Below are 25,365 nucleotides of genomic sequence, written 5' to 3' on the forward strand. Positions count from 1 at the left end.
GCCCTCCTTAAAACTTCAGGACGAGGATCGAGAGAACGATCAACGACACAAAGAAACGCGCCATGCTCGGGTGCCAAGTCCAGTCCAGCCAGCGCCGTATGATCCGCTCCAGCAGCGCGTAAACCAGAGCGGTGATACCCAGGTAGAGCAAGAAGGGGGGATGTAGAGATGGGCAATCGTGATTTCGCTCAGCATCGGTTGAATCTCGCAGTCGGCAATGGCCTTGATGACGATGGTAGGGGCTGCAAGCTTTTGCCGATATTGAGTATGCTGCCAAGATATAATCAAATTCGGACAATTGAGGTTGGGCGGCATGGACGAGACAAATCTCTATGCGGTTGATCAATTCGAACTGGACAGTTTCGACCAACCCGCAGTGGCGTTGATGCTGGGGAGCCAGCGAAACGACACTGAATTCCCTGTCCACACGCACCGCAAAGGTCAACTGGTAGTGGCTTATCACGGCGGCATCGTCTGCACCGTAGAGGATGGCGTGTGGATGGTGCCATCGGGATTCGGCGTGTGGATTCCGGGCGGTATTGCCCACAGCAACCGGGTTACCGCCAACGGCAAGATCGGCTATCTGTTTATAGAGCCCGGTGCGGCTGCGTTACCGCACAAATGCTGCACGCTGGTGCTTTCACCGCTGGTCCTGGAGTTGATCCTGCACCTGAGCACCCAAGCCCAGGACTATCCGCCGGCGTCTGCCAATGCGCGCTTGGCGAGCGTGCTCCTCGAACAATTGGAACTGGCCCCCTCGGAACAGTTATACCTGCCGCTTCCCGCCACACCGCAGTTGCGTTTCATCGCGCGAGGCCTGGCCCAAGACCCGTCAAATCGTTGCACCATGGCCCAGTGGGCACGCCAGGTCGCCATGAGCGAGCGGTCCCTGGCACGCCTGGTCAAAAGCGAAACCGGGCTGACATTCGGCCAATGGCGCAAGCAATGGCAAATCATCGTGGCATTGCAGAGCCTGGCCGAGGGCGAATCCGTGCAACGAACCGCCGAAGCACTCGGGTACGAGTCGGTCAGTTCGTTCATCAGTATGTTTCGCAAGACACTGGGCTCATCGCCGGCGCGATATATCCGTAGTACTGCTACTCGTTAGTCGGGGGATTCTCCGGCCAGGGTCGGCTTGCATGAATGGGCATGATCCTTAGGCGTCTCTCAAAGATGTGCTGACGCAGCGAGCGAGCAAGATCGACCAACTGCTGCCACAACATTGGGTCTTGGTCTGACGTTCTCAACGTGAGGGGGCTCTTGCATTAGAATGACCGCCCAACTCATATGGAACAGGACTGATCCGAATGGAAGCGCGAGCCACTTTTTCCTCCAAGAATTTCAAACCGACTGGCCTGACTCCCACGCCCGAAATTACAACAGGCTTACCAGTGTCGATCAGCACCATGGAAAAGTCCTATACAGGAGCTATCGATGGTATTTCTTCAACAGCCTTTACTGCGGCGTTCGACCAAGCGTCAAGAACGGGCAGCTACATTGCGATGGAGAGCTTCAAGGGTTCGGTGAATGGGGTAGAGGGTTCCTTTAACTTCATTCATTCCGCCTCCACGACCGGAGTTGATCGTGCAGATGAGTTTTTCTGCATAGTTGGAGGCAGTGGTACGGATGGTTTGAAAGGGATATCAGGGTCAGGAGGGATCACAATTGACGTCGATGGAACGCACCATATTTGGTTGAATTACCATCTTGCATAATTTAATCAGCCATAGAGGGCACCGCCCCTGACGCATCAGGGAGGTGTCTTCGCTAGGTGCTTACCGAGGCTTTGCCGGACGCTTGTACAGGATCGTCCAGGACCGGACGTTTTGAGTGCAGAAATAAGCCAATCCCTTTATTCCCGTCACGGACGACTACCATGCAGATATGCAAACTGACCCACGATGACTTGCCCCGCGTTAGTGCCCTGTGCCTGGATGCGTTCATGCTGGCGGTTGCCCCCTCGCTGTCTGCGCAGGGTGTGGAAACCTTCGCCAAGGTGGCAGCGGCGCAGGCGTTTGCCGAGCGTATGGAGGGCGACAACCTGATGCTGGTCTGTGTCGCGGATGCGACGATAACGGGCCTGATCGAGTTCAAGGAAGGGCGCCACGTGGCGATGCTGTTCGTCGCGCCGGGCTGGCAGCGTCGGGGCATCGGCATGCGCCTGATGAATGCAGCGCTGGAGCAGGCCAGGGATGAGACGGTAACGGTCAGGGCATCGTTGTCTTCGGTGCCATTCTACGAAAGCTACGGATTCGTCCTGGCCGGGGAAATAGGCGAGTTCGCCGGGCTGGTCTATCAACCGATGGAGAAGCGGCTGTCTTGATTGCCGGAAGTAGTGTTCAGCGTAAGCGTGAAAAAGAGCAGTTTTATATCTGATCCTTTTTTATCGTAACGACGGTGAGCATGCGGCCGAATTCGAACACTTAGATGCTGACTGGCTGCTATGGGCCGATTGTGTTGAAACGGTCGGTCCTTCCAGGCTTCCCTCGTACTGACTGCTGAAAGTACATTTTTTGCGCGCAGCGACGCGAAATCTGAGCCCGGAATCCTCTGCTTAAAGTCAGGATTTCAATCTCAATCGTGTACTTTTCTGCTGCGGAAACCATGGTCGACTTTTTCAACGCGATCGGCCGATAACAGCCCTTTTATCGATGAACAGGTCTACCATGCGCCACCGGCAGTGGTTGCACGCGCTACCGATCATTTTTCTCAAAGGTATCGCAATGTCCATCGACCAAATCTCCCTTCCCAAGGGCGTAGGCCCTCACGCCGCCAAGCTCCTCGACGCCATCACCGGCGCGTCCACTCTTGAAGAACTCAACCGCGCTGGCGGTAAAGCCGAAGGGTTTGTGCTGGGCCTGGAGTCCACCAAAGCCATCAAAAGCCAAATTGCCGAGTCGCTGTATGTGGCTTACGACGATGCGGCGAGCAATCGGGCGGGTGAGTTGAAGGGCTAGGCGTTTTTCGGGACGGTCGGCGCACAGGGCTTTAGGCTGGGCGCCTGACTGTTCAGGATGAAACTTCCCCTGTTCAAGGTCGTTGCCGCAGGTGGGCGACGACGCATGGGCTTGGCGGGAAGGGGCTGGCGTCAAGCGGAGCAGGGTGCTTCGCGGTCGAGAAGTGTGGCGGTGAGGAGCGCGCCCAGTTCGCTCAGTTGGTGAATGGCCAGGGCGATGTCGCGGTGTTTGCCGGACAGGTCTTCGGACAGGTCGAGCAGCAGGGTGCTGACGCTGTTGAAGGTTTCGTAGCTGTTGGTGATGAGGGCTTCGGTGCTGGCGTTGGGGGTGACGGTGAAAAGAGGGGCTGAATCTTTAACCATTGTTAAGTTCCTTGCTTGAGGCCACCACCTGATCGCTACTAAACAATAAGGCGGTAGCTGTACGCAGGTTAGTAGACCGGTGGAACCTAACAAAACCGGCGCGCCCGAAGGCGCCCTACGCACAGCCACCATCAAGCACAGACAGGAACGTCTGACAGATGAAACTTATGCACTTGTTAGGTTAAACCGTGGGCTACTAAACCCGATCACCGAGATGTCGGCGACCGAGCCACCTTAGAGACGGCCACCTCAGCGCACAAGCCGGCGGATTCTGACGCAGGCGTAGGCAATGGAGCAAGGTGTGTGGCGGGATTCGGATTTTGCCCCGGGGCGCTGCGTTTGCGTTGGGTCTTTTCGCGAGCAAGCTCGCTCCTACAGGGTGGGGGGTTAGCCGAGTAACCCACCCAGCACGCCGCAGCCGATCACCACCAGCCACGGCGGCAGCTTCCAGATCATCAGCGCCACCAGCGCGAGCAACGCCAGGGCGAAGTCGTAGGCGCTCAGAATCGCGCTGGTCCACACCGGCTGATACAGCGCCGCTAACAACAGTCCCACCACCCCTGCATTCACCCCGGCCAGCGCCGCCTGGGTGTGGGGGCTGTGGCGCAGGCTGGCCCAGAAGGGCAGGGCGCCGAAGATCAGCAGGAACGACGGTGCGAAGATCGCCAGCAGGCCAATCATGCCGCCGAGCCAGCCGTTCGGGGCCTGGTGCATCGAGGCGCCGAGGAAGGCGGCGAAGGTGAACAGCGGGCCGGGGACGGCTTGGGTGGCGCCATAGCCGGCGAGGAACACGTCGTTGCTCACCCACTGTGGCGGCACCACTTGGGCTTGCAGCAGTGGCAGCACCACGTGGCCGCCGCCGAACACCAGGGAGCCGGTGCGGTAGAACGCGTCCACCAGGGTCAAGGTCGGGCTGGGCCACCCGTCGGCCAGGATCGGCAGGCCCACCAGCAACAGCAGGAACAACCCCAGCCACAACGCGCCGGTGCGGCGGCTGATGGGGATGGGCAGCGTGTCGGGTTCGGTATTCGTCGGCGGTTTGAACAGCAGCAGGCCCGCCACGCCAGCGGCGGCGATCACCCCCACCTGGGCCCAGGCGGACGGTTCCAGCAGCACCACGCACGCGGCGATCAGCATCAGCGTGACCCGCGCCACGCCCCGGCACAGGTTGCGCGCCATGCCCCACACGGCCTGGGCCACCACGGCCACGGCGACGACTTTAAGCCCATGCAGCGCGCCGGCAGGCATCGCGGCGCCATAGTGGGCGAGGCCCAGGGCGAACAGGATCAAGGCGATGGCCGACGGCAACGTAAACCCGACCCAGGCGGCGACCGCCCCGCCATAGCCTGCGCGGGACAAGCCCAGGGCAATGCCGACCTGACTGCTGGCCGGGCCGGGAAGGAATTGGCACAAGGCGACCAGTTCGGCGTAACTGCGCTCGCTCAGCCAACGCCGCCGGGTGACGAATTCGTCGCGAAAATACCCAAGGTGCGCAATCGGGCCGCCGAAGGAAGTAAGCCCCAGGCGCAGGAAAACCAGGAACACCGACCAGGGACGAGTGGAGGAGTGGGCCAAGAGGGAGAACTCGGGCTAAGGTGTGGGGCACCTTAGCGAATTTTGATGACCGGAAGAAGAGGTCGTGCTTGCGCGAATGGCCACGGGCGATTGAATTTTTGTGCGCCGGTTCGAGTCAGTGAAAGAGACACGCAACAACGCTTTTCCATTCCACACCGCTGACCCTCAGCCAAGGATGCACGATGACCTTCTTTATTTTCCTCCTGGCCTGCGCGGCCGCCGCCAGCACCGGCGTGATCTTCAAGCCCGGCGCTTGGTACGCCGCTCTGGTCAAGCCCAGCTTCACCCCGCCCAACTGGGCGTTCCCGCTGGCCTGGACGCTCATCTACCTGCTGCTGGCCTGGGCCGGCTATCGCTTGAGCCTGATCCCCGGCAGCCAAACGGTGCTAGCGCTGTGGGCCGCGCAAATCGCCTTGAACACGCTGTGGACCCCGGTGTTCTTCGGCGCGCACCAGTTGCTCGCCGGGATGGTGATCATCGTGCTGCTGTGGATCACCGTGGCGGCGATGGTGGCGTTGGCCGTGCGCTTGGACCTGATCACCGGCTTGATCCTGTTCCCATACCTGGCGTGGCTGTGCGTGGCGGCTGCGTTGAATTTTTCGATCTGGCGTAACAACCGCTGAAGGTTGTAACACGGCTTAAAGAACACGGCCGCTGTAGGCGCGAGCTTGCTCGCGAAGAGGGTGGACGATAACGCGGGCATTCTGGATGAGCGCGGTGTGCTTGCGATTTTCGCGAGCAAGCTCGCTCCTACGGGGGCGGTGTGTGGCAGTCATTTTTAAATCGGGCGCAGGCGCAGGATTTGTGCACCGTCGAATGGGTCGGTCAGGTAGTGCGCCTGCACGCCGAACGTTTCGTGCAAACGTTGTGGCGTCAGCACCTCCAGCGGCTTGCCCAGTGCCACCAAGCGTCCGCGATCCAGCACGGCCAAGCGGTCACAGGTCAGCGCCTGGTTGAGATCGTGCAGGGCAATCAGGGTGGTCACCGGCAAGTCCTGCACGCCCTTGAGGATCGTCAGTTGATGCTGGATGTCCAGGTGGTTGGTCGGCTCATCCAACAGCAGGATCTGCGGCCGTTGCGCCAGGGCGCGGGCGATGTGCACGCGTTGGCGTTCGCCGCCGGAGAGGTTGCGCCAGGCGCGTTGGCTCAGGTGGGTGGCGTCCACGTCGTGCAGGGCTTGGTGCACGATGGCGTCGTCGTCGCGTGACCAGGGGCTCAGCGCCGACAGCCACGGCGTGCGCCCCAGCGCCACGGCATCGAAGACGCGGATGGCATCGTCGGTGTCGGCCTGTTGTTCCACCACCGCCAGTTGTTGCGCGATGGCGCGTCGGGATAGATCGCCCAGCCGCTCGCCGCCCAGGCGCACTTCGCCGCTGGTCGGTGCGCGCAAGCCGGCGAGCAGTTTGAGCAGGGTGGATTTGCCTGAGCCGTTCGGACCGACGATCCCTAGGGTTTCACCGGAGCGAACCTCCAGGTGAATATCGCGCAGCAACTCGGCCTCGCGCACCTTGAAGCCCAGCCCGGTGCAACTGAGCACCGTCATCGCGCATTCCTCCGGCCGATCAGGATCAGCGCAAACACCGGCGCGCCGACCAATGCCGTCACCACCCCGACCGGAATCACCTGGCCCTTGATCACGGTGCGCGACAGCACATCCGCCGCGATCAAAAACAACGCACCGCCCAACGCACTCGCCGGCAACAAGCGCGAGTGTCCTGTGCCCAGCAGCAGGCGCGCGGCATGGGGGATCACCAGGCCGACAAAGCCGATGGCGCCGACAATCGACACCATTACCGCCGTGACCAATGCCGCGCAGGCCACCAACACCAGTTGCACGCGGCGCACCGGAATGCCCAGGGACGCCGCCGAGTCGCGGCCAAAGGTGAACGCATCCAGCGCCCGTCGATGCCACAGGCACACCGCCAGCCCCACGATCGCCACCGGCACCGCCAGCCACACCGACGGCCAGCGCACGCCGCTGAGGTTGCCCAGCAGCCAGAACAGAATGCCGCGCGCCTGTTCGGAGCTGGCCGACTTGGTGATCAGGAACGCAGTCAGCGCGTTGAACAGCTGCGAACCGGCGATGCCCGCGAGGATGATCTGCCCGGTGCCGCCGGACGCGCCGCTGGCCCGCGCCAGCAGGATCACCAGCGCAAACGCGGCCATCGCGCCGACGAAGGCGCCCGCCGACAACGACACCAAACCGCCGCCCACGCCCATCAACACCACCAGCACCGCACCGGTCGAGGCGCCGGCGCTGATGCCCAGCAGGTAGGGATCGGCCAGCGGATTACGCAGCAACGACTGCAAGACCACCCCGCAGGTGGCCAGCCCGGCACCGCAGGCGGCGGCGACCAGGGCGCGGGTGAGGCGGTAGTTCCACACCACGCCTTCGTCGATGGGATCGAGCACGTAGCCGGCGTGCCACAGTTTGTTGGCGAGCACCTGCAACACCACCTTTGGCGCGATGGCGGTTTCGCCGATGGCTACGCCGGCGAGGAGGGCGATCAGCAGCAGCGCGAGGGCGAGGAGGGTGCGTGTCATTTCGGCAGGTCGTAGCCGTCGATGGCGTGCGCCAGTTGTTCCAGGCCATCGAAGGTGCGCACGCTGGCCTGCAGGGCCATGGCGTCGAGGATGATGATGCGGTTGTGTTTGACCGCGTCCATGTTGCGGGTCACCGGGTCGCTGCGCAGGAAGGCGAGTTTCTGTTCGTGGTCGTCGGCCGGGTAGCGACGGCGGTCCATGCGCGCGATCACCAGGAACGTCGGGTTGGCTTTGGCGAGGGTTTCCCAGCCGACGGCGGGCCACTCTTCATCGGACTGCACCACGTTGTGCAGGCCCAGGGTCTCGAGCATGAATTCGGGGACACCCTTGTGGCCGGCCACGTACGGGTCGCTGGCCATCTCGGCGCTGGAGAACCACACCAGCGCGCTGGCTTGCTTGAGGCCCTTGCTCTGCGCGGTGGCCACGGACCGGGCCAGGCGCGCCTGGAGTTCGGCGTTGAGTTGTCGGCCGCGATCCGGCACGTCGAAAATCTCGGCCAACTGGCTGATGCCCTTATAGATCGTCTCGACGCGAAACGGCGCCAGCCGCGTGCCGTCGGCGCCCACCCGGTTGTCCTTGGCTTCGCAGTCGGAGGGCAGCAGGTAGGTGGGGATTTTCAACTCATGAAATTGCTCGCGGGTACCGACCACGCCTTGCGGGCCGACCACCCATTCCAGCTCGGCGGCCACCAGTTGCGGGCGCTTGGCGATGACGGCTTCGAAGCTGGGCTCGTTGTCGGCCAGGCGCGGGATCTTGTCGTTCTGGACCTTGAACGACGGCAACACGTTGTTGAACCACAGCGAGGTGCCAACCACGGTATCGCCCACGCCCAAGGCATAGAGCATTTCGGTGGCGGCCTGGCCGATGGTCACACTGCGTGCGGGTGCCTGCTGGAAGGTCAGGGTGCTGCCGCAGTTTTCGAGGGTCAGCGGGTAGTGGGTGGAGGTCGCCTGGGCCAAGGCACAGAAGCCCAGGCCGGCGAGCAGGGCGGTGGTGCGTAGCAGCATGGGGCAATCTCCGTGTGGACCGTACTGGAAAAAACAGGGGGGGTACGGTTCGGAAATCCACGCTTGAACGCTGCCGGTCAGGCAGGCAAGGATGTCCTTCCCGGACACCCCGCCGGTCAGTGATGTTGCTGGGCCGGCAGGTCTCCTGACTGATGCGTCGTCGCCACGCTCCAACCTTCCCGGACAAGGTCCAGTGGCATCGAGGAGCAGGCTCGGCATCTACAGTTGCGGGGGCAGTTCCGATTGACGCGGGGACACCGCGCTTCGGATTCCCTATTAGTCCCGTTTGGGAACCGGCGCGGTATGGTAGTCGATGCGGTTGCAGGGCGCGAGCGTGCTCGCGCCTGCCCCTTGTTTACTTGCGGTTGAGCCACACCGTCTGCGCATTGCAGAATTCGCGCACGCCAAAGTGCGACAACTCGCGGCCGAACCCGCTCTTCTTCACGCCACCGAACGCCACCCGAGGGTCGGACACGCTGAAGGCATTGACGAAGATCCCGCCGGTTTCCAGCTGGTTGGCAATTTCGCCTGCCTTGGCCGGGTCGCTGGTGAAGATGCTCGCGGTGAGGCCGAACTCGCTGTCGTTGGCCAGGGCCACGGCGTGGTCGGCATCGCGGGCGGTGATGATCGAGGCCACGGGGCCGAACAGCTCCTGTCTGAACGAGGTCATCTGGTCGGTGACGTCTGCCAGTACGGTGGGCGCATAGTAGTTACCGGCGCCGGGCACTTTGTCGCCGCCCAGCAGCAGGGTCGCGCCTTCTGCCAGGGTGGCCTGGACCTGGCCGTGCAGTTCGTCGCGCAGGTCGAAGCGCGCCATCGGGCCGACGTAGGTGTCGGTCGAAGTCGGCTCACCCATCACCAGGGCGCGGCTGGCTTCGACGAATTTGGCGGTAAAGGCTTGCACCACGCCTTCCTCGATGATCAGGCGCTTGGCGGCGGCGCAGACTTGGCCGCTGTTCTGGAAGCGCCCGATGACGGCGGCTTGCACGGCGGCGTCGAGGTCGGCGTCGTTGAGCACGATGAACGGGTCGGAGCCGCCCAGTTCCAGCACGCATTTTTTCAGCGCGGCACCGGCCTGGGAGCCGATGGCCATGCCGGCGCGCACGCTGCCGGTGAGGGTGACGGCAGCGATGCGTGGGTCGGCGATGGCGCTGGACACGCCGTCGGTGGTCACGTTGATGACTTCGAACAGGCCTTCAGGGAAACCGGCTTTTTGAAACGCGGCTTTCATCAGGTAGGCGCTGCCCATCACGTTTGGCGCGTGTTTGAGCACGTAGGTGTTGCCGGCGAGCAGGGTCGGCACGGCGCCGCGCAGCACTTGCCACACCGGGAAGTTCCACGGCATCACGGCGAGGATCGGGCCCAGTGGGCGGTATTCGATCTGTGCGCTGCCGTTGTCCACCAGGGTCGGTTCCGGGGCGAGCATGGCCGGGCCGTGGGCGGCGTACCATTCGCTCAGTTGTGCGCATTTCTCGATTTCGGCACGGGCCTGGGCGATGGGTTTGCCCATTTCCAGAGTGATCATCTGCGCCATCGCTTCGGCTTGATCGCGCAAGGCGCCGGCCAGGGCCAGCAGTAATTCGGCGCGCTGGCTCACCGGCTGGCGGCGCCAGGTGCGGAAGGCGACGGTGGCGCGGTCGAGGGCGGCGTTCAGTTGGGCGGCGGTTTCGTAAGGGTAGCTGCCGACCGTTTCGCCATTGGCGGGGTTGATCGACAGGGCGTGGGTCTGGTGGGTGATCGCGTTCATGGCACCGTCCGGCTGAATGGGGGGATGGAGTCAGCCTACGGGGCTGCATGTTTTCTGGAAACTGAATAATATTGAGCAATACGTTCACGATTGGAGAATGATTTGGATCTGGTGCAGCTGGAAATCTTCAAGGCCGTTGCCGAGCAAGGCAGCATCAGCGCCGCCGCGCAGCTGATTCATCGCGTGCCGTCGAACCTGACCACGCGCATCAAGCAACTGGAGCAGGACTTGGGTGTGGAGCTGTTTATCCGCGAGAGAAGCCGCCTGCGCCTGTCGCCGGCCGGGTGGAATTTCCTCGGCTATGCGCGACGCATCCTCGACCTGGTGCAGGAAGCCCGCGCCACGGTGGCGGGGGAAGAGCCCCAGGGCGCCTTTGCCCTCGGTTCGCTGGAGAGTACGGCGGCGGTGCGCATCCCCGCGCTGCTGGCGGCATACAATCAGAAACACACCAAGGTCGAGTTGGACCTGAGCACCGGACCGTCCGGGACGATGATCGAAGGCGTGTTGTCAGGGCGCCTGGCGGCGGCATTCGTCGACGGGCCGGTGTTGCACGCGACCCTGGAGGGCGTGGCGGTGTTCGAGGAAGAGATGGTGGTGATTGCGCCGTTGCATCACGCGCCGATCACACGAGGGCAGGATGTGAATGGGCAGAACATTTATACATTCCGTTCGAACTGCTCGTACCGGCATCACTTCGAACGCTGGTTCGCACAGGACGGCGCGGTGCCGGGCAAGATCTTCGAGATCGAGTCTTACCACGGTATGTTGGCGTGTGTCAGCGCCGGCGCCGGCCTGGCGCTGATGCCACGCAGCATGCTGGAAAGCATGCCGGGGTTTGCGGCGGTGAGCGTGTGGCCGCTGATGGACAGTTTCCGCATCCTGCACACCTGGTTGATCTGGCGGCGGGGCACAGTGTCACAGAGCCTCAACAGCTTCGTAACCCTGCTGGAAGAACACGGCCTCTGCAGGAGCGAGCTTGCTCGCGAAGGTCGTTAACGATGACGCGGGCATCCGAGATAAACGCGGTGTTCTGGCGATTTTCGCGAGCAAGCTCGCTCCTACGGGTGGGCGGGGTTAGCCGCCGGTCAGGGGCGGCTTTTGTAGGAGCGAGCTTGCTCGCGAAGGTCGTTAACGATCACGCGGGCATCCGGGATAAACGCGGTGTTCTGGCGATTTTCGCGAGCAAGCTCGCTCCTACGGGGGGTAGGGTTAGCCGCCGAATTGGAGGGTGCCCATGGCCAGTTTCGCCATGAGGGCCGTCGCGCCCAGTTGCACCAACCACAATGCCAGCCCGCCGATAAACACCCCCAGCGCCACTTGCAGCACCAGGCTTTTCTGGCGTTTGGCTTGCGGCGCGCGCGGGGTGAAGTGCTCCTGGTCGTCGGGATCGGCGTGAAGGTTCAGGTCGTCGTTTCTCATAGGGCTCTCACAGCAAAAGGGCAATCGGTGCTCAGTCTAGGGGAGCAGGGCGTTTTCCGACAGGCATTAAAAAGGGAAGCCGTGGCTTCCCTTCGTACCGCGCCGCCAGGTTTATAGAACCTGAACGATCGCCTTTGTTACCGCACCAATGTTCGACTGGTTCAACGCCGCCACGCAGATGCGGCCGGTGTCGAGGGCGTAGATGCCGAACTCGGTGCGCAAGCGGGTGACTTGCTCAATGGTCAGGCCGGAGTAGGAGAACATCCCACGTTGGCGACCGACAAAGCTGAAGTCATGGCCCGGCGCAGCCTTGGCCAGTTCAGCGACCATCTGCTCGCGCATGCCACGGATGCGCAGACGCATCTCAGCCAGTTCGGCTTCCCATTGGGCGCGCAGCTCAGGGTTGTTGAGGACCGCTGCCACGATCGCCGCGCCATGGGTCGGCGGGTTGGAGTAGTTGGTGCGGATCACACGCTTGACCTGGGACAGGATGCGCGCGCTTTCTTCCTTGGATTCGCTGACGATCGACAGCGCACCCACCCGTTCGCCATACAGCGAGAACGACTTGGAGAACGAGCTCGAGACAAAGAACGTCAGGCCCGATTCCGCGAACAGGCGCACGGCCGCCGCGTCTTCGTGGATGCCGTCGCCAAAGCCCTGGTAGGCCATGTCGAGGAACGGCACCAGGTTTTTCGCCTTGACCACTTCCAGCACGTTTTGCCAGTCGGCCGGGCTCAGGTCGACGCCGGTCGGGTTATGGCAGCAGGCGTGCAGCACCACGATGGACTGTGGCGGCAGGGCGTTGAGGTCTTCGAGCAGACCGGCGCGGTTGACGTCGTGGGTGGCGGCGTCGTAGTAGCGGTAGGTCTGCACCGGGAAGCCGGCTTTTTCGAACAGTGCCTGGTGGTTTTCCCAGCTTGGGTCGCTGATGGCGACGACGGCGTTGGGCAGCAGTTGCTTGAGGAAGTCCGCGCCGATTTTCAGCGCGCCGGTGCCGCCGACGGCTTGCGCGGTGATCACGCGGCCGGCGCTCAGCAGGGGCGATTCCGCGCCGAACAACAGTTTCTGCACCGCCTGGTCATAGGCGACGATACCGTCGATCGGCAGGTAGCCACGGGCGGCGTGTTGCGCCACGCGAATGGCTTCCGCTTCGGCAACGGCACGCAAGAGTGGAATCTTCCCCTCCTCGTTGCAGTAAACGCCCACGCCAAGGTTGACCTTGGTGGTTCGTGTATCGGCGTTGAATGCTTCGTTGAGGCCCAGGATTGGATCGCGTGGTGCCATTTCGACAGCGGAGAACAGGCTCATTTTTGCGGCAGCTCTTTGGGGGAAAGGAGGGACGTGTCGCGCTCCAGCCGAATGCACTAGAGCGGTGCACAAACGGGGAGCTAGTATAGAGGCCCTCACGGCGGAGGGCGACAACCGAAACGGCTTTTCGGCCAAGTTTTTCGGTTTATTTGCCGACCGTTAGTCATATTGCAACCCTGATCGTAGAAGGCAGGTAGGACGATTGCCTTGAAACCCGTCACATTCACCACCACTTCTACAGCTATCATGTTTTTTTCCTGCAACCTGCGATGAAAATTCGCGGGTCGCTGAGCTTTTTTCGTCCTTGGCGGTTGTCAGCCGGGGGTGACTTGAAAGAGGTACGTTATGTCGGATTTCCAGCTCGTCACCCGCTTTGAACCCGCCGGCGATCAGCCCGAAGCGATCCGCCAGATGGTCGAAGGCATCGAGGCGGGCTTGTCGCACCAGACCCTGCTCGGGGTGACCGGTTCGGGCAAGACGTTCAGCATCGCCAACGTGATCGCGCAGATCAACCGTCCGACCCTGGTGCTGGCGCCGAACAAGACCCTGGCCGCGCAGTTGTACGGTGAGTTCAAGGCGTTCTTCCCGAATAACGCGGTGGAGTACTTCGTTTCCTACTACGACTACTACCAGCCCGAAGCCTATGTGCCGTCCTCCGATACCTTTATCGAGAAGGATGCGTCGATCAACGACCATATCGAGCAGATGCGCCTGTCGGCGACCAAGGCGCTGCTGGAGCGCAAGGACGCGATCATCGTCACCACGGTGTCGTGTATCTATGGCCTGGGCAGCCCGGAAACCTATTTGAAGATGGTGCTGCACGTCGACCGCGGCGACAAACTCGACCAGCGCGAACTGCTGCGTCGCCTGACGAGCCTGCAGTACACCCGCAACGACATGGACTTCGCCCGCGCCACCTTCCGCGTGCGCGGCGATGTGATCGACATCTACCCGGCCGAATCCGACCTGGAAGCGATCCGCATCGAACTGTTCGACGATGAAGTCGAGAGCCTGTCGGCCTTCGACCCATTGACCGGCGAGGTGATCCGCAAACTGCCGCGCTTCACCTTCTATCCGAAAAGCCACTACGTGACCCCGCGCGAAACCCTGATGGGCGCCATCGAAGGCATCAAAGTCGAACTGGCCGAGCGCCTCGAATACCTGCGCGCCAACAACAAGCTGGTGGAAGCCCAGCGCCTGGAGCAGCGCACCCGTTTCGACCTGGAGATGATCCTGGAACTGGGCTACTGCAACGGCATCGAAAACTACTCGCGCTACCTCTCGGGCCGCGAATCCGGCGCGGCGCCGCCGACGCTCTACGACTACCTGCCGGACGACGCGCTGCTGGTGATCGACGAATCCCACGTCAGCGTGCCGCAAGTGGGCGCCATGTATAAGGGCGACCGCTCGCGTAAAGAAACTCTGGTGGAATATGGCTTCCGCCTGCCGTCGGCGCTGGACAACCGGCCGATGCGCTTCGACGAATGGGAGCGCATCAGCCCGCAGACCATCTTCGTGTCGGCCACGCCCGGCAACTACGAGGCCGAACATGCCGGCCGCGTGATCGAGCAAGTGGTGCGCCCCACTGGCCTGGTGGACCCGGAAATCGAAATTCGCCCGGCGCTGACCCAGGTCGACGATTTGCTCTCGGAAATCAGCAAGCGCGTGGCCCTGGACGAGCGCGTGCTGGTCACCACGCTGACCAAACGCATGTCCGAAGACTTGACCGACTACCTGGCCGACCACGGCGTGCGCGTGCGCTACCTGCACTCGGATATCGACACCGTGGAGCGGGTGGAAATCATCCGCGACTTGCGCCTGGGCACGTTCGATGTGCTGGTGGGGATCAACCTGCTGCGCGAAGGCCTGGATATGCCGGAAGTCTCGCTGGTGGCGATCCTCGATGCGGACAAGGAGGGGTTCCTGCGCTCCGAGCGCTCGCTGATCCAGACCATCGGCCGGGCGGCGCGTAACCTCAACGGTCGGGCGATTCTCTACGCGGACCGCATCACCGGGTCCATGGAGCGGGCGATCGGCGAGACCCAGCGCCGTCGCGACAAGCAGATTGCCTTCAACCTGGAAAATGGCATTACGCCCAAAGGTGTGTTCAAGGACGTCGCCGACATCATGGAAGGCGCCACCGTGCCCGGCTCGCGCAGCAAGAAGCGCAAGGGCATGGCCAAGGCGGCCGAGGAAAGCGCCAAATACGAAAACGAACTGCGCTCGCCGAGTGAGATCACCAAGCGGATTCGGCAGTTGGAAGAGAAGATGTACCAACTGGCGCGGGATCTGGAGTTTGAGGCGGCGGCGCAGACGCGCGATGAGATCGGCAAGTTGCGTGAGCGCCTGTTGGCGGTGTGATCGGCAGTGATTGTGCTGGCCTAAGCCCCCTCCCACCTTTGAAATGCAGTCAAAGGTGGGGGCTTGCTCCCGATAGACGCGACACGGTCTCAATGACTCTCCCCCGCCTTGAGCCCCGCCGGCAACGCCTTGGTCAACAACACCGCAATCATGCTTACCCCCAGTGCCAACCCGACAAAGTGAAACGCATCGTTGTAGGCCATGATCTGCGCCTGCTGGTGGGCAATTTCACTGAGCTTGCCCAGGGCCGCCGTCTCGTTGCCAAGCGTTTCGGTCAAGGTCGCCAGGCGCTGCGCCACCTGCGGGTTGGTCGGCACGATCGCTTCACGTAAATAATCGAAGTAGGTCTTGGTCCGCGCATCCAGCAAGGTCGCCAGCAGCGCAATGCCGATGGCACCGCCGAGGTTGCGCAGGATATTGAACAGGCTCGACGCCGACCCTGCGTCCTGAGGCTGGATGTAGGCGGTGGCGATCAGCGAGATGGTCACCATGATCAGCGGTTGCCCGAGGGCGCGGATGATCTGGATCTGGTTGAACTGGCTGCCGGCAAAATCCGGGTTGAGCACCCCCGAGGAAAAACTCGCCAGGCCGAACAGGCCAAATCCCAGGGCGTATAGCCATTTGGGCGACACGTATTTCATCAGTTTCGGCACCAGCGGGATCAGGAATAGCTGAGGAATGCCCATCCACATGATCACTTCGCCGATCTGCAGCGCGTTGTAGTTCTGGATCTGCGCCAGGTACAGCGGCAACAGATAGATCGAGCCATACAACCCCACGCCCATGCCAAGACTGGAGATGCTCGACAGGCCAAAGTTACGATTGGCCAGGATGCCGAGGTTGATCAGCGGGTTGGGTTTGGACACTTGCACGATCACAAAGGTGATCAGGCTGAGCAGGGCGACGCTGCCCAGGCTGACGATCAGGTTCGATTCGAGCCAGTCCTTGCGGTGGCCTTCTTCCAGAAACACCTGCAAGCAGCCTAAGCCGATGGCCAAGGTGACGATGCCGGTGTAGTCGGTGCTTTTCAGCAGTTCCCAGTGTGGCGCCTTTTTTTCCAGGCCGTAGAGCAGCCCGGCGATCATCAGCAGCCCGGGCGGTACGTTGATATAGAAGATGTATTCCCAACCCCAGTTTTCCGTGAGCCAGCCGCCGATGGTCGGGCCGATGGACGGCGCGAAGGTGGCGGTCATGGCAAACATCGCCATGCCTTTGGCGCGGTGATGCTCGGGCAGCTTGATCAGGGTAAGGGTGAATGCCAGGGGGATCAGCGCGCCGCCGGTAAACCCTTGCAGGGCGCGGAACACAATCATGCTTTCCAGGCTCCAGGCCATGGAGCACATCAGCGAGGCGATCAGGAACCCCGCTGACACCCATACCGCCAGGCGCCGTGCCGAGAGCAACTGCACCAGCCAGGCGGTGAGGGGGATCATGATGATTTCGGCCACAAGGTAGGAGGTGGAAATCCACGAGCCTTCTTCCAGGGTGGCCGACAGCGCACCCTGGATATCCTTGAGCGATGAGTTGGTGATCTGGATGTCGAGCACCGCCATGAAGGCGCCGAGCATCACGCTCATTACCGCGATCCAGTCGCGCCGGGTCGGTTCGCCGACCGGGCGCAGCAGTTGATCACCGGCCATCAGGCTGGTCTTTGATGTTCACTTTGACGGTGACGGACATGCCGGGGCGGATCTTGCCCTTCAACGGGTTATCCGCCGCAAACGTCAGCTTTACCGGAATACGCTGTACGACCTTGGTGAAGTTGCCGGTGGCATTGTCCGGCGGCAACAGGCTGAACTGCGCACCGGAGGCCGCGAACAGGCTGTCGACCCGCGCCTCGATCGGCGTGTCGCTGTAGGCGTCGAAGGTCAACTCGGCTTTTTGCCCAGGCTGCATGTGGCCGATCTGGGTTTCCTTGAAGTTGGCCTGGATCCAGATGTCCTGGTCGGGGACGATCGACAGCAGGTAGGCGCCGGCCTGCACGTACTGGCCGTTGCGGGCGGCGCGCTGGCCGACCAGGCCGCTGATGGGCGCGTGGATTTCGCTGCGGGTCAGGTTCAGCTCGGCTTGGGCCAGGTCGGTTCTGGCATTGGCGATCAGTGCGTCGAGGCGCTTGATTTCGGCATTCAGGGCGTTGACCTGCTGGCGCTGCCCCTGGAGGTCTGCCTGGGCCATGCTCACTTGGGAGCGGGCGATGTGGTTGTCGGCGGAGAGGGTGGTCACCCGTTCTTCCGAGACGTAGCCGGGTTTGCGCAGGGTCTGTGCGCGGGACAGGTCGATCTGCGAGCGCCCCAGGCTGGCTTGGCTGGACGCTACCTTGGCTTCACCGGCGGCGATCAGGCTGGCTTGCTGGGTCAGCTTGCTCTGCGCCTGGGTGCGTTCGGCTTCGCGCATGGCCAGGGCGGCGTTGGCGCGGTCCACGGCCAGGTGGAAATCATCGTCTTCGAGCTTCACCAGCAACTGGCCTTTTTGCACGTGCTCGTTATCGCCCACTTTCACGTCGGCGATGCGCGCGCCGAGCTGGCTGGACACGCGGGTGATTTCGCCCTGCACATAGGCGTTGTCAGTGCTTTCATAGAAGCGGCCCTTGAAAAACCAATGGGCGAAGAACCCCAGGGCGATCAGGCTCACGATAAACACAAAGATAAACAGGCGGCGTTTGAGTGGGGCAGGCATGGGCGCGGTGTCTGTAACAAGAGGTAATGGAATATAACCACCCACGCATCTAGCAAATAGCCATGGTATGCCCGCAGACCGAACCTTGGCCTATATGCCCTTGTGCTGGAGCGCAGGTGCCTGGGGCTGTTACCATTCGCCCCTTGTTTCAATTCTAGTTATATCGCCCATTCGAGACCTGCCATGACCACCGTCCGCACGCGCATCGCGCCATCGCCTACTGGGGACCCCCACGTCGGTACTGCCTACATCGCTTTGTTCAACTACTGCTTTGCCAAGCAGCACGGCGGTGAATTCATCCTGCGGATCGAAGACACCGACCAACTGCGTTCGACCCGCGAGTCTGAACAGCAGATTTTCGATGCCCTGCGCTGGCTCGGCATTACCTGGTCGGAAGGTCCTGACGTCGGCGGCCCCCATGGCCCGTATCGCCAGAGCGAGCGCAGCGACATCTATAAGCAGTACACCCAGCAACTGGTCGACATGGGCCATGCGTTCCCGTGCTTCTGCACCGCCGAAGAGCTGGACCAGATGCGCGCCGAGCAACAGGCCCGTGGCGAGACCCCGCGCTACGATGGCCGCGCGCTGTTGCTGTCGAAAGAAGAAGTGGCCGCGCGCCTGGCTGCCGGCGAGCCCCATGTGATCCGCATGAAGGTGCCGAGCGAAGGCGTGTGCGTGGTGCCGGACATGCTGCGCGGTGACGTCGAGATCCCGTGGGACCGCATGGACATGCAAGTGCTGATGAAGACCGACGGCCTGCCGACGTACTTCCTGGCCAACGTGGTCGACGATCACCTGATGGGCATCACCCACGTGCTGCGCGGCGAAGAATGGCTGCCATCGGCCCCGAAACTGATCCTGCTCTACGAATACTTCGGCTGGGAACAGCCGCAGCTGTGCTACATGCCGCTGCTGCGTAACCCGGACAAGAGCAAGCTGTCCAAGCGCAAGAACCCGACTTCGGTGACGTTCTACGAGCGCATGGGCTTCATGCCTGAAGCGATGCTCAACTACCTGGGCCGCATGGGCTGGTCGATGCCGGACGAGCGCGAGAAGTTCTCGCTGCAGGAAATGGTCGATAACTTCGACCTGTCCCGCGTGTCGCTGGGCGGGCCGATCTTCGATATCGAGAAGCTGTCGTGGCTCAACGGCCAGTGGCTGCGTGATTTGCCGGTGCAGGAGTTCGCCAGCCGCGTGCAGCAGTGGGCGCTGAACCCTGAGTACATGATGAAGATCGCGCCGCTGGTGCAGGGCAGGGTGGAGACATTCAGCCAGGTCGCACCGCTGGCCAGTTTCTTCTTTGCCGGTGGCGTGAACCCGGACGCCAAGCTGTTCGAATCCAAGAAACTCTCCGGCGATCAGGTTCGCCAACTGATGCAGTTGATCCTGTGGAAGCTCGAAAGCCTGCGCCAGTGGGAGAAGGACACCATCACCGCGACGATTCAGGCGGTGGTCGAATCCCTGGAACTGAAGCTGCGCGATGCCATGCCGCTGATGTTTGCCGCCATCACCGGGCAGGCCAGTTCGGTGTCGGTCCTCGATGCGATGGAAATCCTCGGCCCGGACCTTACGCGTTTCCGTCTGCGCCAAGCCCTTGATTTGCTTGGCGGTGTGTCGAAGAAAGAAAACAAAGAGTGGGAAAAGCTGCTGGGCACTATTGCCTGAGTAGGCTGTTGCAGCGGCGAAACCCCGGCTTTCCGGGGTTTCGCCGGTAAGTGATTGTTATCCCGGCAAAAAATTTTGGAAATTGTTGAAAATAAATTTGACACGTTTCCAAACCGCCATTAAGATTCGCCCCGTCCTCACCGATGAGGGGCTATAGCTCAGCTGGGAGAGCGCTTGCATGGCATGCAAGAGGTCAACGGTTCGATCCCGTTTAGCTCCACCAATTTACAGGTTCAAGGTCTGGCCACACCGTCCTTGAATCGATCAGGCCCAGCCTGATCAGGTTGTACAGAAGGTTTTGTCCCCTTCGTCTAGTGGCCTAGGACACCGCCCTTTCACGGCGGTAACAGGGGTTCGAGTCCCCTAGGGGACGCCAGTTTCAACAAGTGGATCGCAAGGTCTGCTGCGCCGCCAGGCGAAAAATCGGGGCTATAGCTCAGCTGGGAGAGCGCTTGCATGGCATGCAAGAGGTCAACGGTTCGATCCCGTTTAGCTCCACCAATTTACAGGTTCAAGGTTCCGGCCACACCGTCCTTGAATCGATCAAGCCCAGCTTGATCAGGTTGTAAGAAGGTTTGTGTCCCCTTCGTCTAGTGGCCTAGGACACCGCCCTTTCACGGCGGTAACAGGGGTTCGAGTCCCCTAGGGGACGCCACGATTACCCGCTCTGCGGGATTTTTAAGGGTCATTCAATTATTGAATGGCCCTTTTGTTTGTCTGGCGTTTGGCCAATTTCCCTTTCCCTTTCCCATGCGGGCTTCTGACCAGCGGTCATGCTTCTCGCTTGCGAAATATTATTATGATAATAATATTCAACTCATGAGAGTTGGAGGCACACGATGAGCGATAAAAAAGCGCAAACCCGCGAACGTATTCTGCAAGCTGCCAGCGCGGCCTTGATCCAGCGTGGCCCGGCCGAGCCGAGTGTCGGTGAAGTCATGGGGGCGGCGGGGCTCACCGTCGGTGGTTTCTACGCGCATTTCGACAGTAAGGATGCACTGATGCTGGAGGCCTTCACGCAGTTGCTGGCTCGGCGGCGTGCATCCATCGACGATATGGACTCACAGCTCACTGGAGAAGAGCGCAGGGCGCTGGTGGCGGCGTTTTACCTGTCGCGCAAGCATCGCGACTCCACCGTTCAGGCCTGCCCGATCCCCGCTACCGTGGGCGAGATGGCTCGGCTGCCGGACGCCTTCCGTGAAGCGTTGAGTGAGCATGTGGAACTGATGGCCGCGCAACTTGCCGCCAGCCCCGAAGACACGGACAAGGCCCTGGCGGACATGGCGCTGATGATCGGCGGGTTGGCCTTGGCGCGGGCCCTGGGGCCAGGGGAACTGTCAGATCGAGTGTTGCGTGCCGCCAAGTCGGCCGTGCGCTAGAAGAGGGGTGGAATGATGGGGACGTTAACCTGGATTCGTCGCTTCAACGGCACCCTGGGGCATCTGGCACCGCAAGCGGTGGCCAACAAGATGCGACGTGCCTTCATGACGCCGCGCGACCTGCCGCCGCGTGATTGGGAGTTGCCGCTGCTGGCGCAGTCGGAGCGCATCACCTTGCGGTTTGGCCTGTCGGCGCTGCGTTGGGGCCAAGGCCCGGCGGTGTTGTTGATGCACGGTTGGGAAGGTCGCCCAACCCAGTTCGCCAGCCTGATCACCGCACTGGTGGACAATGGTTATTCAGTGATTGCCCTGGACGGTCCCGCCCATGGCCGTTCGCCGGGGCGTGAAGCCCATGTCTTGCTCTTCGCCCGTGCCATGCTTGAGGCGGCCGCCGAGTTGCCGCCTTTGCATGGGGTGATCGGCCATTCCATGGGCGGCGCCAGTGCGATGCTGGCGGTGCAGTTGGGGTTGCGTACCGAGGCGCTGGTGAGTATCGCCGCGCCGTCACGCTTCCTGGATGTGCTGTGCGGCTTTACCCACTTGGTCGGTTTGCCGGCGCGGGCCCGCTCGGCGTTTATCCAGGAGGTCGAACTGACGTTCGGCATGCCGCTCAAACACTTGGATGTGGCTCACTACCAGATGAATATCCCTGGCCTGGTGGTGCACGCCGAAGACGATACCTTCGTTCCGGTCCGAGCCTCTCAAGCGATCCATGAAGCTTGGTTCGACAGCCGTCTGCTGCGCCTGGAGCAAGGTGGTCACCAGAAAGTGCTGGCCGACCCACGGGTGATCGAGGGTGTGCTGGCGCTGTTGGCGGGGCGTCGTTTACAGGCGCGGCAAACTGCCTGATACACTGCCCCCCGCCGACATCAATCGACCGGGAGCAAGGTATGGGCTGGGATTTGGCAACGCCGTTTATCATCGATCTGCAGGTCGCCCCTGAAGACATCGACGGCCTGGGGCACGCCAATAACGCAGTGTATGTGTCCTGGCTGGAGCGCTGCGCCTGGCGGCATTCGCAGCGCCTGGGCCTGGACCTCGCCGAGTATCGGCGCCTGGACCGTGCCATGGCGGTGGTGCGCCATGAGATCGACTACCTGGCGGCGGGTTACGAGGGCGACGAGTTGCAGTTGGCCACTTGGATTGTCGACTGGGACCAGCGCCTGAAAATGACCCGCCGCTTCCAACTGTTCCGTCCCCGCGATGGCGTGACCCTGCTACGGGCGCAGACCACCTTTGTCTGTATCGAACTGTCCAGCGGTAAGCCCAAGCGCATGCCGACGGAGTTTCTCGACGGCTATGGTTCTGCCCTGACAGGGGGTTAACGGTTGTCGTAGGAAACCCAGTAAACTGCGCCACGATTTTTGTTGAGTGTTATCCATGCAAATTGCTTTGGCGCCCATGGAGGGGTTGGTCGACAACATCCTGCGGGACGTGCTGACCCGCGTGGGCGGTATTGACTGGTGCGTGACCGAGTTCATCCGCGTCAACGACCGCCTGCTCACCCCGGCCTATTTCCACAAGCTCGCTCCAGAACTGCTGCACGGTGCCCACACCGCTGCGGGCGTGCCATTGCGCGTGCAATTGCTCGGCTCTGACCCGGTGTGCCTGGCGGAGAACGCGGCCCTGGCCTGCGAGCTGGGTTCCGAAGTGATCGACCTGAACTTCGGCTGCCCGGCCAAGACCGTCAACAAGTCCCGTGGCGGCGCAGTGCTGCTCAAGGAGCCGGAGCTGCTCAACCGCATCGTTGAACACGTGCGCCGTGCGGTGCCGGCCCATATCCCGGTGACCGCCAAGATGCGCCTGGGTTTCGACAGCCCGGACGGCGCGCTGGTGTGCGCCACGGCCCTGGCCGAAGGCGGCGCGGCGCATATCGTGGTGCATGCGCGCACCAAGGTTGATGGCTACAAGCCGCCGGCCCATTGGGAGTGGATTCCACGCGTCCAGGATGTGGTCAAGGTGCCGGTATTCGCCAATGGCGATATCTGGAGCGTCGAAGACTGGCGGCGCTGCCGTGAAATCAGTGGCGTGGAAGACATCATGCTCGGTCGTGGCCTGGTCGCGCGTCCTGACCTGGCGCGGCAAATCGCTGCCGCGCGGGCGGGAGAAGAGGTGGTGGAGATGACCTGGGAGCAGATGCAGCCGATGCTCCACGAGTTCTGGCGCCAGTCGGTAGAACAATTGACCGAAAAGCAGGCGCCGGGTCGATTGAAGCAGTGGCTGGCCATGTTGACGCGCAATTACCCACAAGCGGTGGAGTTGTTTACCGCCCTGCGTCGTGAAACCGGATTGGAGCAGGTCGGTCGGTTGCTGGGCATGACCCATCCGCAGCCAGTCGCACAGTCATGAGTTCCACGCGCTGAACGTGCCGACCGCTGTCCGGTTGGCCTCTCGTACCTATCCAACACGTGATGAATCACCCTCGCGCCGGTGACGTTTTTGCGCGTGCGTAATAACAAATCCGGCGACTGAGTGGGTTGTGCAACCGTGTCGGTAAGTTTCGTGATGAGTGGTTTATTAGCGTGTGTGTCTGCATGAAGACATGCTGGAGCGCTTCGGCCCTTGATATTGCTTAAGAACACCATGGGGCAAAGTCTGAAGGTTTGGTTTGGTTTCCTTATATGAAAGGCGATTTCGGGAACTCGATGGCGGCAGTTTCCACACAAGCAGTGACCGCACAGTGATGCAGTGACTCGCGGTCCATTAAAACTATCGCTTGTCTGACTATCCCTTTAAGTCGGTCGCGTTAATTAAGGAGCTTGTGGATGTCTCTATCTGTTAATAATCCAGCTTTTGTCAGCGTTGATACTTCGACCATGGCGTCCCCATTACCCACAGTATTGAAAGCCGATGGGCGCTTGGCGACCCCGACGACCCCCTCCAACGTCAAGCCCGCAATCGTGCCACTTGAAAATAATAAGTCCCAACTTAATGAACTCATTAGTGGCGCGGCCATTACCAAATTATTCGACATGTTTGAACAGTTCTTCAGGTCGATGCGGGAGATGTTTCTCGGGAATAACCGCGCGCCGGATACTTTGCCTGCCGTGAACAACTTGCCGGTGATTAAACCGGACGCGGTCAAGCCACCGTTGGTTTCAATCAAGCCCGATGTGCACAAACCCTTGGCTCCCGTTGTGCCCACCGTGCCCAACCCGCCGGCCACTGTGATCAATGATGGCAATACCGATGTGCACGTGAACATCAATCTTGGGCAATGTTATTGCCCTGACGATAAGCGGTTCTGGCGCATGAACAGCCGACCTGTATCCAAGTCTTGAATCCATGCGCTCATCCGAGCATTTGAGTCGCGCAGGGCTTCTCCAAAGAACGCTGTTCGGAGAAGTGCTTGGGCAAGGAGAAACTTATGTCATGTTCCATTAATACTATTGCGCGTGTTATTGATGTGCGTCAGGTCATCCCCGTCGATACATTCAAGCCCCTGAGCGAGACACTTGAAGGTAAAGAGAAGAGCACAAGTATTCAGTGGAATACCGATGTCGGCTCCCTCCCGGTTTCGGGAGAAGACGTGGGTTATCGCAGCGACCCCCTCAGTTCACTTGTAAGCCTGTTTGCGAACTTTTTTAGACAATTGATCAGTCTGGTATCCGATAACAAAGCCGCAACGGTTCCCGATCTTCTTCCACTTCCAGACGTGCAGCCCAGGGTAGTACCTGATCCACCCGCGCCGGCCCCCGCGATCACCATTCCCGGTCTTTCGGAAAAGCGTAATGGCGCCAAGCCAGACAATATCTGGAGCGGTTTTCGTCAGGGCCCCTATGGCAACTGCGTGACGGTGTCGGCCATCAAGGTCGCCATGCACCGGTTCGGTCAAAGCCCTACGGATATTTTCAAGACGGTGACCAAGACCGACGGCGGTTATCGCGTGGTCATGCGGGATGATTTCCAATTGAGCCTGACGGATCAGGAGTTGGCGCAGGGCGCGCGGGGGGCGCAATTCGACGGTCCTGACAGAGGGATGCTCAAGGATGCGCAGTTTCTGTTTGCGGTGAGTGCCAAGCGCGCACAGATGGAAAATAACGACCGTACGGCGGGCAGAAGTTTCCAGGCGGCCATACGCAGTCTCAACGATGGCGAGGATGAGACAGGGCCTGGAGAGGGGCTGCAAAGACTGGGGTTGAAGCAGCACATGAAACGAGTGTCGGTGTATGACCTCGCGCGCGGGCAATTAGGCATATGCAATCGAGCCAGGCACTCGGTGGCGGTTATCAATGGTCGTGAAGAGTATTGGGGCCGTCAGGGCTCCGCGCCGACCCGTGGCTACGCGGTAGCGCTTGTGTAGTGAGCCTCGCAGCCGGGGTGCGCGATTCGATCAGGCGAGCGTGACGCCCTGGCTGCGGGTGC

At 61.5% G+C, this 25,365-nt stretch carries 24 protein-coding genes, 4 tRNA genes, 1 pseudogene and 1 riboswitch; of the genes and pseudogenes, 18 read left to right on the plus strand and 11 right to left on the minus strand.

Annotated elements, in window-relative coordinates; genetic code table 11:
* Positions 1 to 7: 7 nt before the first annotated feature.
* Positions 8 to 195 (minus strand): annotated as a pseudogene (locus tag BLR63_RS32170) (DUF1656 domain-containing protein).
* A 118-nt stretch (positions 196 to 313) separates the two neighbouring features.
* On the opposite strand from BLR63_RS32170, the gene BLR63_RS02615 reads away from it, so the two are divergent.
* The 4 genes from BLR63_RS02615 (at position 314) to BLR63_RS02635 (ending at position 2,957) form a co-directional block, all read left to right on the plus strand.
* Positions 314 to 1,108 carry an AraC family transcriptional regulator gene (locus BLR63_RS02615; protein ID WP_010567261.1) on the plus strand — a complete coding sequence of 265 codons (795 nt, stop codon included), beginning with the start codon at positions 314 to 316 and terminating at the stop codon, positions 1,106 to 1,108.
* A gap of 199 nt (positions 1,109 to 1,307) precedes the next feature.
* On the plus strand, positions 1,308 to 1,715 hold the full coding sequence (locus BLR63_RS02620; RefSeq protein WP_010567262.1) for a DUF3224 domain-containing protein: 408 nt from the start codon (positions 1,308 to 1,310) through the stop codon (positions 1,713 to 1,715).
* Positions 1,716 to 1,876: 161 nt separating this feature from the next.
* Positions 1,877 to 2,323, plus strand: coding sequence for a GNAT family N-acetyltransferase (locus BLR63_RS02625; RefSeq protein WP_010567263.1), 447 nt, complete (start codon positions 1,877 to 1,879; stop codon positions 2,321 to 2,323).
* Between the two features lie 400 nt (positions 2,324 to 2,723).
* On the plus strand, positions 2,724 to 2,957 hold the full coding sequence (locus tag BLR63_RS02635) for a hypothetical protein (RefSeq protein ID WP_042947537.1): 234 nt from the start codon (positions 2,724 to 2,726) through the stop codon (positions 2,955 to 2,957).
* A gap of 131 nt (positions 2,958 to 3,088) precedes the next feature.
* Here the strand turns inward: BLR63_RS02635 and BLR63_RS02640 are convergent, their stop codons facing one another.
* Together BLR63_RS02640 and chrA are read right to left on the minus strand one after the other, a co-directional pair.
* Positions 3,089 to 3,319: a DUF6124 family protein gene (locus tag BLR63_RS02640; protein ID WP_010567265.1), complete on the minus strand. Its 231-nt coding sequence runs from the start codon at positions 3,317 to 3,319 to the stop codon at positions 3,089 to 3,091.
* Positions 3,320 to 3,706: 387 nt separating this feature from the next.
* The gene (chrA, locus tag BLR63_RS02645; protein WP_042947528.1) at positions 3,707 to 4,894 is read right to left on the minus strand and encodes a chromate efflux transporter; all 1,188 of its coding nucleotides are present in this window, start codon (positions 4,892 to 4,894) and stop codon (positions 3,707 to 3,709) included.
* Between the two features lie 182 nt (positions 4,895 to 5,076).
* Here chrA and tspO point away from each other — a divergent pair, with 182 nt between their 5' ends.
* Positions 5,077 to 5,517, plus strand: a complete 441-nt coding sequence (tspO, locus tag BLR63_RS02650) for a tryptophan-rich sensory protein TspO (protein WP_010567267.1) — start codon at positions 5,077 to 5,079, stop codon at positions 5,515 to 5,517.
* 155 nt (positions 5,518 to 5,672) lie between these two features.
* Here tspO and BLR63_RS02655 read toward each other — a convergent pair whose 3' ends face one another.
* From BLR63_RS02655 to BLR63_RS02670, 4 genes are all read right to left on the minus strand, one after another.
* Positions 5,673 to 6,437: an ABC transporter ATP-binding protein gene (locus BLR63_RS02655; protein ID WP_010567268.1), complete on the minus strand. Its 765-nt coding sequence runs from the start codon at positions 6,435 to 6,437 to the stop codon at positions 5,673 to 5,675.
* Complete coding sequence (locus BLR63_RS02660) at positions 6,434 to 7,438, minus strand: FecCD family ABC transporter permease (protein ID WP_010567269.1); 1,005 nt, start codon at positions 7,436 to 7,438, stop codon at positions 6,434 to 6,436. Before BLR63_RS02660 ends, BLR63_RS02655 begins: the two co-directional genes overlap by 4 nt.
* Complete coding sequence (locus tag BLR63_RS02665; RefSeq protein ID WP_010567270.1) at positions 7,435 to 8,445, minus strand: ABC transporter substrate-binding protein; 1,011 nt, start codon at positions 8,443 to 8,445, stop codon at positions 7,435 to 7,437. The genes BLR63_RS02660 and BLR63_RS02665 overlap by 4 nt, the downstream gene beginning before the upstream one ends.
* A 118-nt stretch (positions 8,446 to 8,563) precedes the next feature.
* Positions 8,564 to 8,758: riboswitch (cobalamin riboswitch) on the minus strand.
* A 42-nt stretch (positions 8,759 to 8,800) separates the two neighbouring features.
* The gene (locus tag BLR63_RS02670; RefSeq protein WP_010567271.1) at positions 8,801 to 10,192 is read right to left on the minus strand and encodes an aldehyde dehydrogenase family protein; all 1,392 of its coding nucleotides are present in this window, start codon (positions 10,190 to 10,192) and stop codon (positions 8,801 to 8,803) included.
* A gap of 102 nt (positions 10,193 to 10,294) precedes the next feature.
* Between BLR63_RS02670 and ptrR the strand changes: the two genes are divergently transcribed.
* Positions 10,295 to 11,188, plus strand: coding sequence for a putrescine utilization regulator PtrR (ptrR, locus tag BLR63_RS02675; RefSeq protein ID WP_010567272.1), 894 nt, complete (start codon positions 10,295 to 10,297; stop codon positions 11,186 to 11,188).
* A gap of 213 nt (positions 11,189 to 11,401) precedes the next feature.
* Here ptrR and BLR63_RS02680 read toward each other — a convergent pair whose 3' ends face one another.
* Positions 11,402 to 11,611 carry a hypothetical protein gene (locus tag BLR63_RS02680; protein WP_010568038.1) on the minus strand — a complete coding sequence of 70 codons (210 nt, stop codon included), beginning with the start codon at positions 11,609 to 11,611 and terminating at the stop codon, positions 11,402 to 11,404.
* A gap of 111 nt (positions 11,612 to 11,722) precedes the next feature.
* Positions 11,723 to 12,919 (minus strand): amino acid aminotransferase, encoded by a 1,197-nt coding sequence (locus BLR63_RS02685; protein WP_010568037.1) that lies wholly within the window; start codon positions 12,917 to 12,919, stop codon positions 11,723 to 11,725.
* A 345-nt stretch (positions 12,920 to 13,264) separates the two neighbouring features.
* On the opposite strand from BLR63_RS02685, the gene uvrB reads away from it, so the two are divergent.
* Entirely contained in the window at positions 13,265 to 15,280 is a 2,016-nt protein-coding gene (gene uvrB, locus BLR63_RS02690) for an excinuclease ABC subunit UvrB (RefSeq protein WP_010568036.1), read from the plus strand.
* A gap of 89 nt (positions 15,281 to 15,369) precedes the next feature.
* On the opposite strand, the gene BLR63_RS02695 is transcribed toward uvrB, so the two are convergent.
* On the minus strand, positions 15,370 to 16,920 hold the full coding sequence (locus BLR63_RS02695; protein ID WP_010568035.1) for an MDR family MFS transporter: 1,551 nt from the start codon (positions 16,918 to 16,920) through the stop codon (positions 15,370 to 15,372).
* Positions 16,910 to 17,956, minus strand: coding sequence for an HlyD family secretion protein (locus BLR63_RS02700; RefSeq protein WP_010568034.1), 1,047 nt, complete (start codon positions 17,954 to 17,956; stop codon positions 16,910 to 16,912). The genes BLR63_RS02695 and BLR63_RS02700 overlap by 11 nt, the downstream gene beginning before the upstream one ends.
* A 183-nt stretch (positions 17,957 to 18,139) precedes the next feature.
* Here BLR63_RS02700 and gltX point away from each other — a divergent pair, with 183 nt between their 5' ends.
* The 11 genes from gltX to BLR63_RS31700 all read left to right on the plus strand — a co-directional run bounded on the left by gltX (position 18,140) and on the right by BLR63_RS31700 (position 25,303).
* Positions 18,140 to 19,621 carry a glutamate--tRNA ligase gene (gene gltX / locus BLR63_RS02705; protein ID WP_010568033.1) on the plus strand — a complete coding sequence of 494 codons (1,482 nt, stop codon included), beginning with the start codon at positions 18,140 to 18,142 and terminating at the stop codon, positions 19,619 to 19,621.
* Positions 19,622 to 19,768: 147 nt separating this feature from the next.
* Positions 19,769 to 19,844, plus strand: a tRNA-Ala gene (locus BLR63_RS02710).
* Positions 19,845 to 19,921: 77 nt separating this feature from the next.
* Positions 19,922 to 19,997 (plus strand) — tRNA-Glu (locus BLR63_RS02715).
* A gap of 49 nt (positions 19,998 to 20,046) precedes the next feature.
* A tRNA-Ala gene (locus BLR63_RS02720) sits at positions 20,047 to 20,122 on the plus strand.
* 78 nt (positions 20,123 to 20,200) lie between these two features.
* Positions 20,201 to 20,276, plus strand: a tRNA-Glu gene (locus tag BLR63_RS02725).
* A gap of 184 nt (positions 20,277 to 20,460) precedes the next feature.
* Complete coding sequence (locus BLR63_RS02730) at positions 20,461 to 21,000, plus strand: TetR/AcrR family transcriptional regulator (RefSeq protein WP_010566972.1); 540 nt, start codon at positions 20,461 to 20,463, stop codon at positions 20,998 to 21,000.
* Positions 21,001 to 21,015: 15 nt separating this feature from the next.
* The gene (locus BLR63_RS02735; protein WP_010566973.1) at positions 21,016 to 21,849 is read left to right on the plus strand and encodes an alpha/beta hydrolase; all 834 of its coding nucleotides are present in this window, start codon (positions 21,016 to 21,018) and stop codon (positions 21,847 to 21,849) included.
* 41 nt (positions 21,850 to 21,890) lie between these two features.
* On the plus strand, positions 21,891 to 22,325 hold the full coding sequence (locus BLR63_RS02740) for an acyl-CoA thioesterase (RefSeq protein ID WP_010566974.1): 435 nt from the start codon (positions 21,891 to 21,893) through the stop codon (positions 22,323 to 22,325).
* Positions 22,326 to 22,380: 55 nt separating this feature from the next.
* Positions 22,381 to 23,349 carry a tRNA dihydrouridine synthase gene (locus tag BLR63_RS02745; protein ID WP_010566975.1) on the plus strand — a complete coding sequence of 323 codons (969 nt, stop codon included), beginning with the start codon at positions 22,381 to 22,383 and terminating at the stop codon, positions 23,347 to 23,349.
* A 416-nt stretch (positions 23,350 to 23,765) separates the two neighbouring features.
* Entirely contained in the window at positions 23,766 to 24,281 is a 516-nt protein-coding gene (locus BLR63_RS02750) for a hypothetical protein (RefSeq protein ID WP_010566976.1), read from the plus strand.
* 86 nt (positions 24,282 to 24,367) lie between these two features.
* The gene (locus tag BLR63_RS31700; RefSeq protein WP_010566977.1) at positions 24,368 to 25,303 is read left to right on the plus strand and encodes a hypothetical protein; all 936 of its coding nucleotides are present in this window, start codon (positions 24,368 to 24,370) and stop codon (positions 25,301 to 25,303) included.
* Positions 25,304 to 25,365: the final 62 nt, after the last annotated feature.

It is taken from the genome of Pseudomonas extremaustralis (assembly GCF_900102035.1).
Classification (GTDB): domain Bacteria; phylum Pseudomonadota; class Gammaproteobacteria; order Pseudomonadales; family Pseudomonadaceae; genus Aquipseudomonas; species Aquipseudomonas extremaustralis.

What these genes read in the sequence shown, in the direction of transcription:
- BLR63_RS31700 (WP_010566977.1), top strand. Translation starts at nt 24,368, where the DNA reads ATGTCATGTTCCATTAATACTATTGCGCGTGTTATTGATGTGCGTCAG.
- BLR63_RS02620 (WP_010567262.1), top strand. Translation starts at nt 1,308, where the DNA reads ATGGAAGCGCGAGCCACTTTTTCCTCCAAGAATTTCAAACCGACTGGC.
- BLR63_RS02745 (WP_010566975.1), top strand. Translation starts at nt 22,381, where the DNA reads ATGCAAATTGCTTTGGCGCCCATGGAGGGGTTGGTCGACAACATCCTG.
- BLR63_RS02700 (WP_010568034.1), bottom strand. Translation starts at nt 17,956, where the DNA reads ATGCCTGCCCCACTCAAACGCCGCCTGTTTATCTTTGTGTTTATCGTG.
- gltX (WP_010568033.1), top strand. Translation starts at nt 18,140, where the DNA reads ATGACCACCGTCCGCACGCGCATCGCGCCATCGCCTACTGGGGACCCC.
- BLR63_RS02660 (WP_010567269.1), bottom strand. Translation starts at nt 7,438, where the DNA reads ATGACACGCACCCTCCTCGCCCTCGCGCTGCTGCTGATCGCCCTCCTC.
- BLR63_RS02695 (WP_010568035.1), bottom strand. Translation starts at nt 16,920, where the DNA reads ATGGCCGGTGATCAACTGCTGCGCCCGGTCGGCGAACCGACCCGGCGC.
- BLR63_RS02680 (WP_010568038.1), bottom strand. Translation starts at nt 11,611, where the DNA reads ATGAGAAACGACGACCTGAACCTTCACGCCGATCCCGACGACCAGGAG.
- BLR63_RS02640 (WP_010567265.1), bottom strand. Translation starts at nt 3,319, where the DNA reads ATGGTTAAAGATTCAGCCCCTCTTTTCACCGTCACCCCCAACGCCAGC.
- uvrB (WP_010568036.1), top strand. Translation starts at nt 13,265, where the DNA reads ATGTCGGATTTCCAGCTCGTCACCCGCTTTGAACCCGCCGGCGATCAG.
- BLR63_RS02740 (WP_010566974.1), top strand. Translation starts at nt 21,891, where the DNA reads ATGGGCTGGGATTTGGCAACGCCGTTTATCATCGATCTGCAGGTCGCC.
- BLR63_RS02665 (WP_010567270.1), bottom strand. Translation starts at nt 8,445, where the DNA reads ATGCTGCTACGCACCACCGCCCTGCTCGCCGGCCTGGGCTTCTGTGCC.
- BLR63_RS02750 (WP_010566976.1), top strand. Translation starts at nt 23,766, where the DNA reads ATGTCTCTATCTGTTAATAATCCAGCTTTTGTCAGCGTTGATACTTCG.
- BLR63_RS02655 (WP_010567268.1), bottom strand. Translation starts at nt 6,437, where the DNA reads ATGACGGTGCTCAGTTGCACCGGGCTGGGCTTCAAGGTGCGCGAGGCC.
- BLR63_RS02670 (WP_010567271.1), bottom strand. Translation starts at nt 10,192, where the DNA reads ATGAACGCGATCACCCACCAGACCCACGCCCTGTCGATCAACCCCGCC.
- tspO (WP_010567267.1), top strand. Translation starts at nt 5,077, where the DNA reads ATGACCTTCTTTATTTTCCTCCTGGCCTGCGCGGCCGCCGCCAGCACC.
- BLR63_RS02625 (WP_010567263.1), top strand. Translation starts at nt 1,877, where the DNA reads ATGCAGATATGCAAACTGACCCACGATGACTTGCCCCGCGTTAGTGCC.
- BLR63_RS02615 (WP_010567261.1), top strand. Translation starts at nt 314, where the DNA reads ATGGACGAGACAAATCTCTATGCGGTTGATCAATTCGAACTGGACAGT.
- BLR63_RS02685 (WP_010568037.1), bottom strand. Translation starts at nt 12,919, where the DNA reads ATGAGCCTGTTCTCCGCTGTCGAAATGGCACCACGCGATCCAATCCTG.
- BLR63_RS02635 (WP_042947537.1), top strand. Translation starts at nt 2,724, where the DNA reads ATGTCCATCGACCAAATCTCCCTTCCCAAGGGCGTAGGCCCTCACGCC.
- BLR63_RS02730 (WP_010566972.1), top strand. Translation starts at nt 20,461, where the DNA reads ATGAGCGATAAAAAAGCGCAAACCCGCGAACGTATTCTGCAAGCTGCC.
- BLR63_RS02735 (WP_010566973.1), top strand. Translation starts at nt 21,016, where the DNA reads ATGGGGACGTTAACCTGGATTCGTCGCTTCAACGGCACCCTGGGGCAT.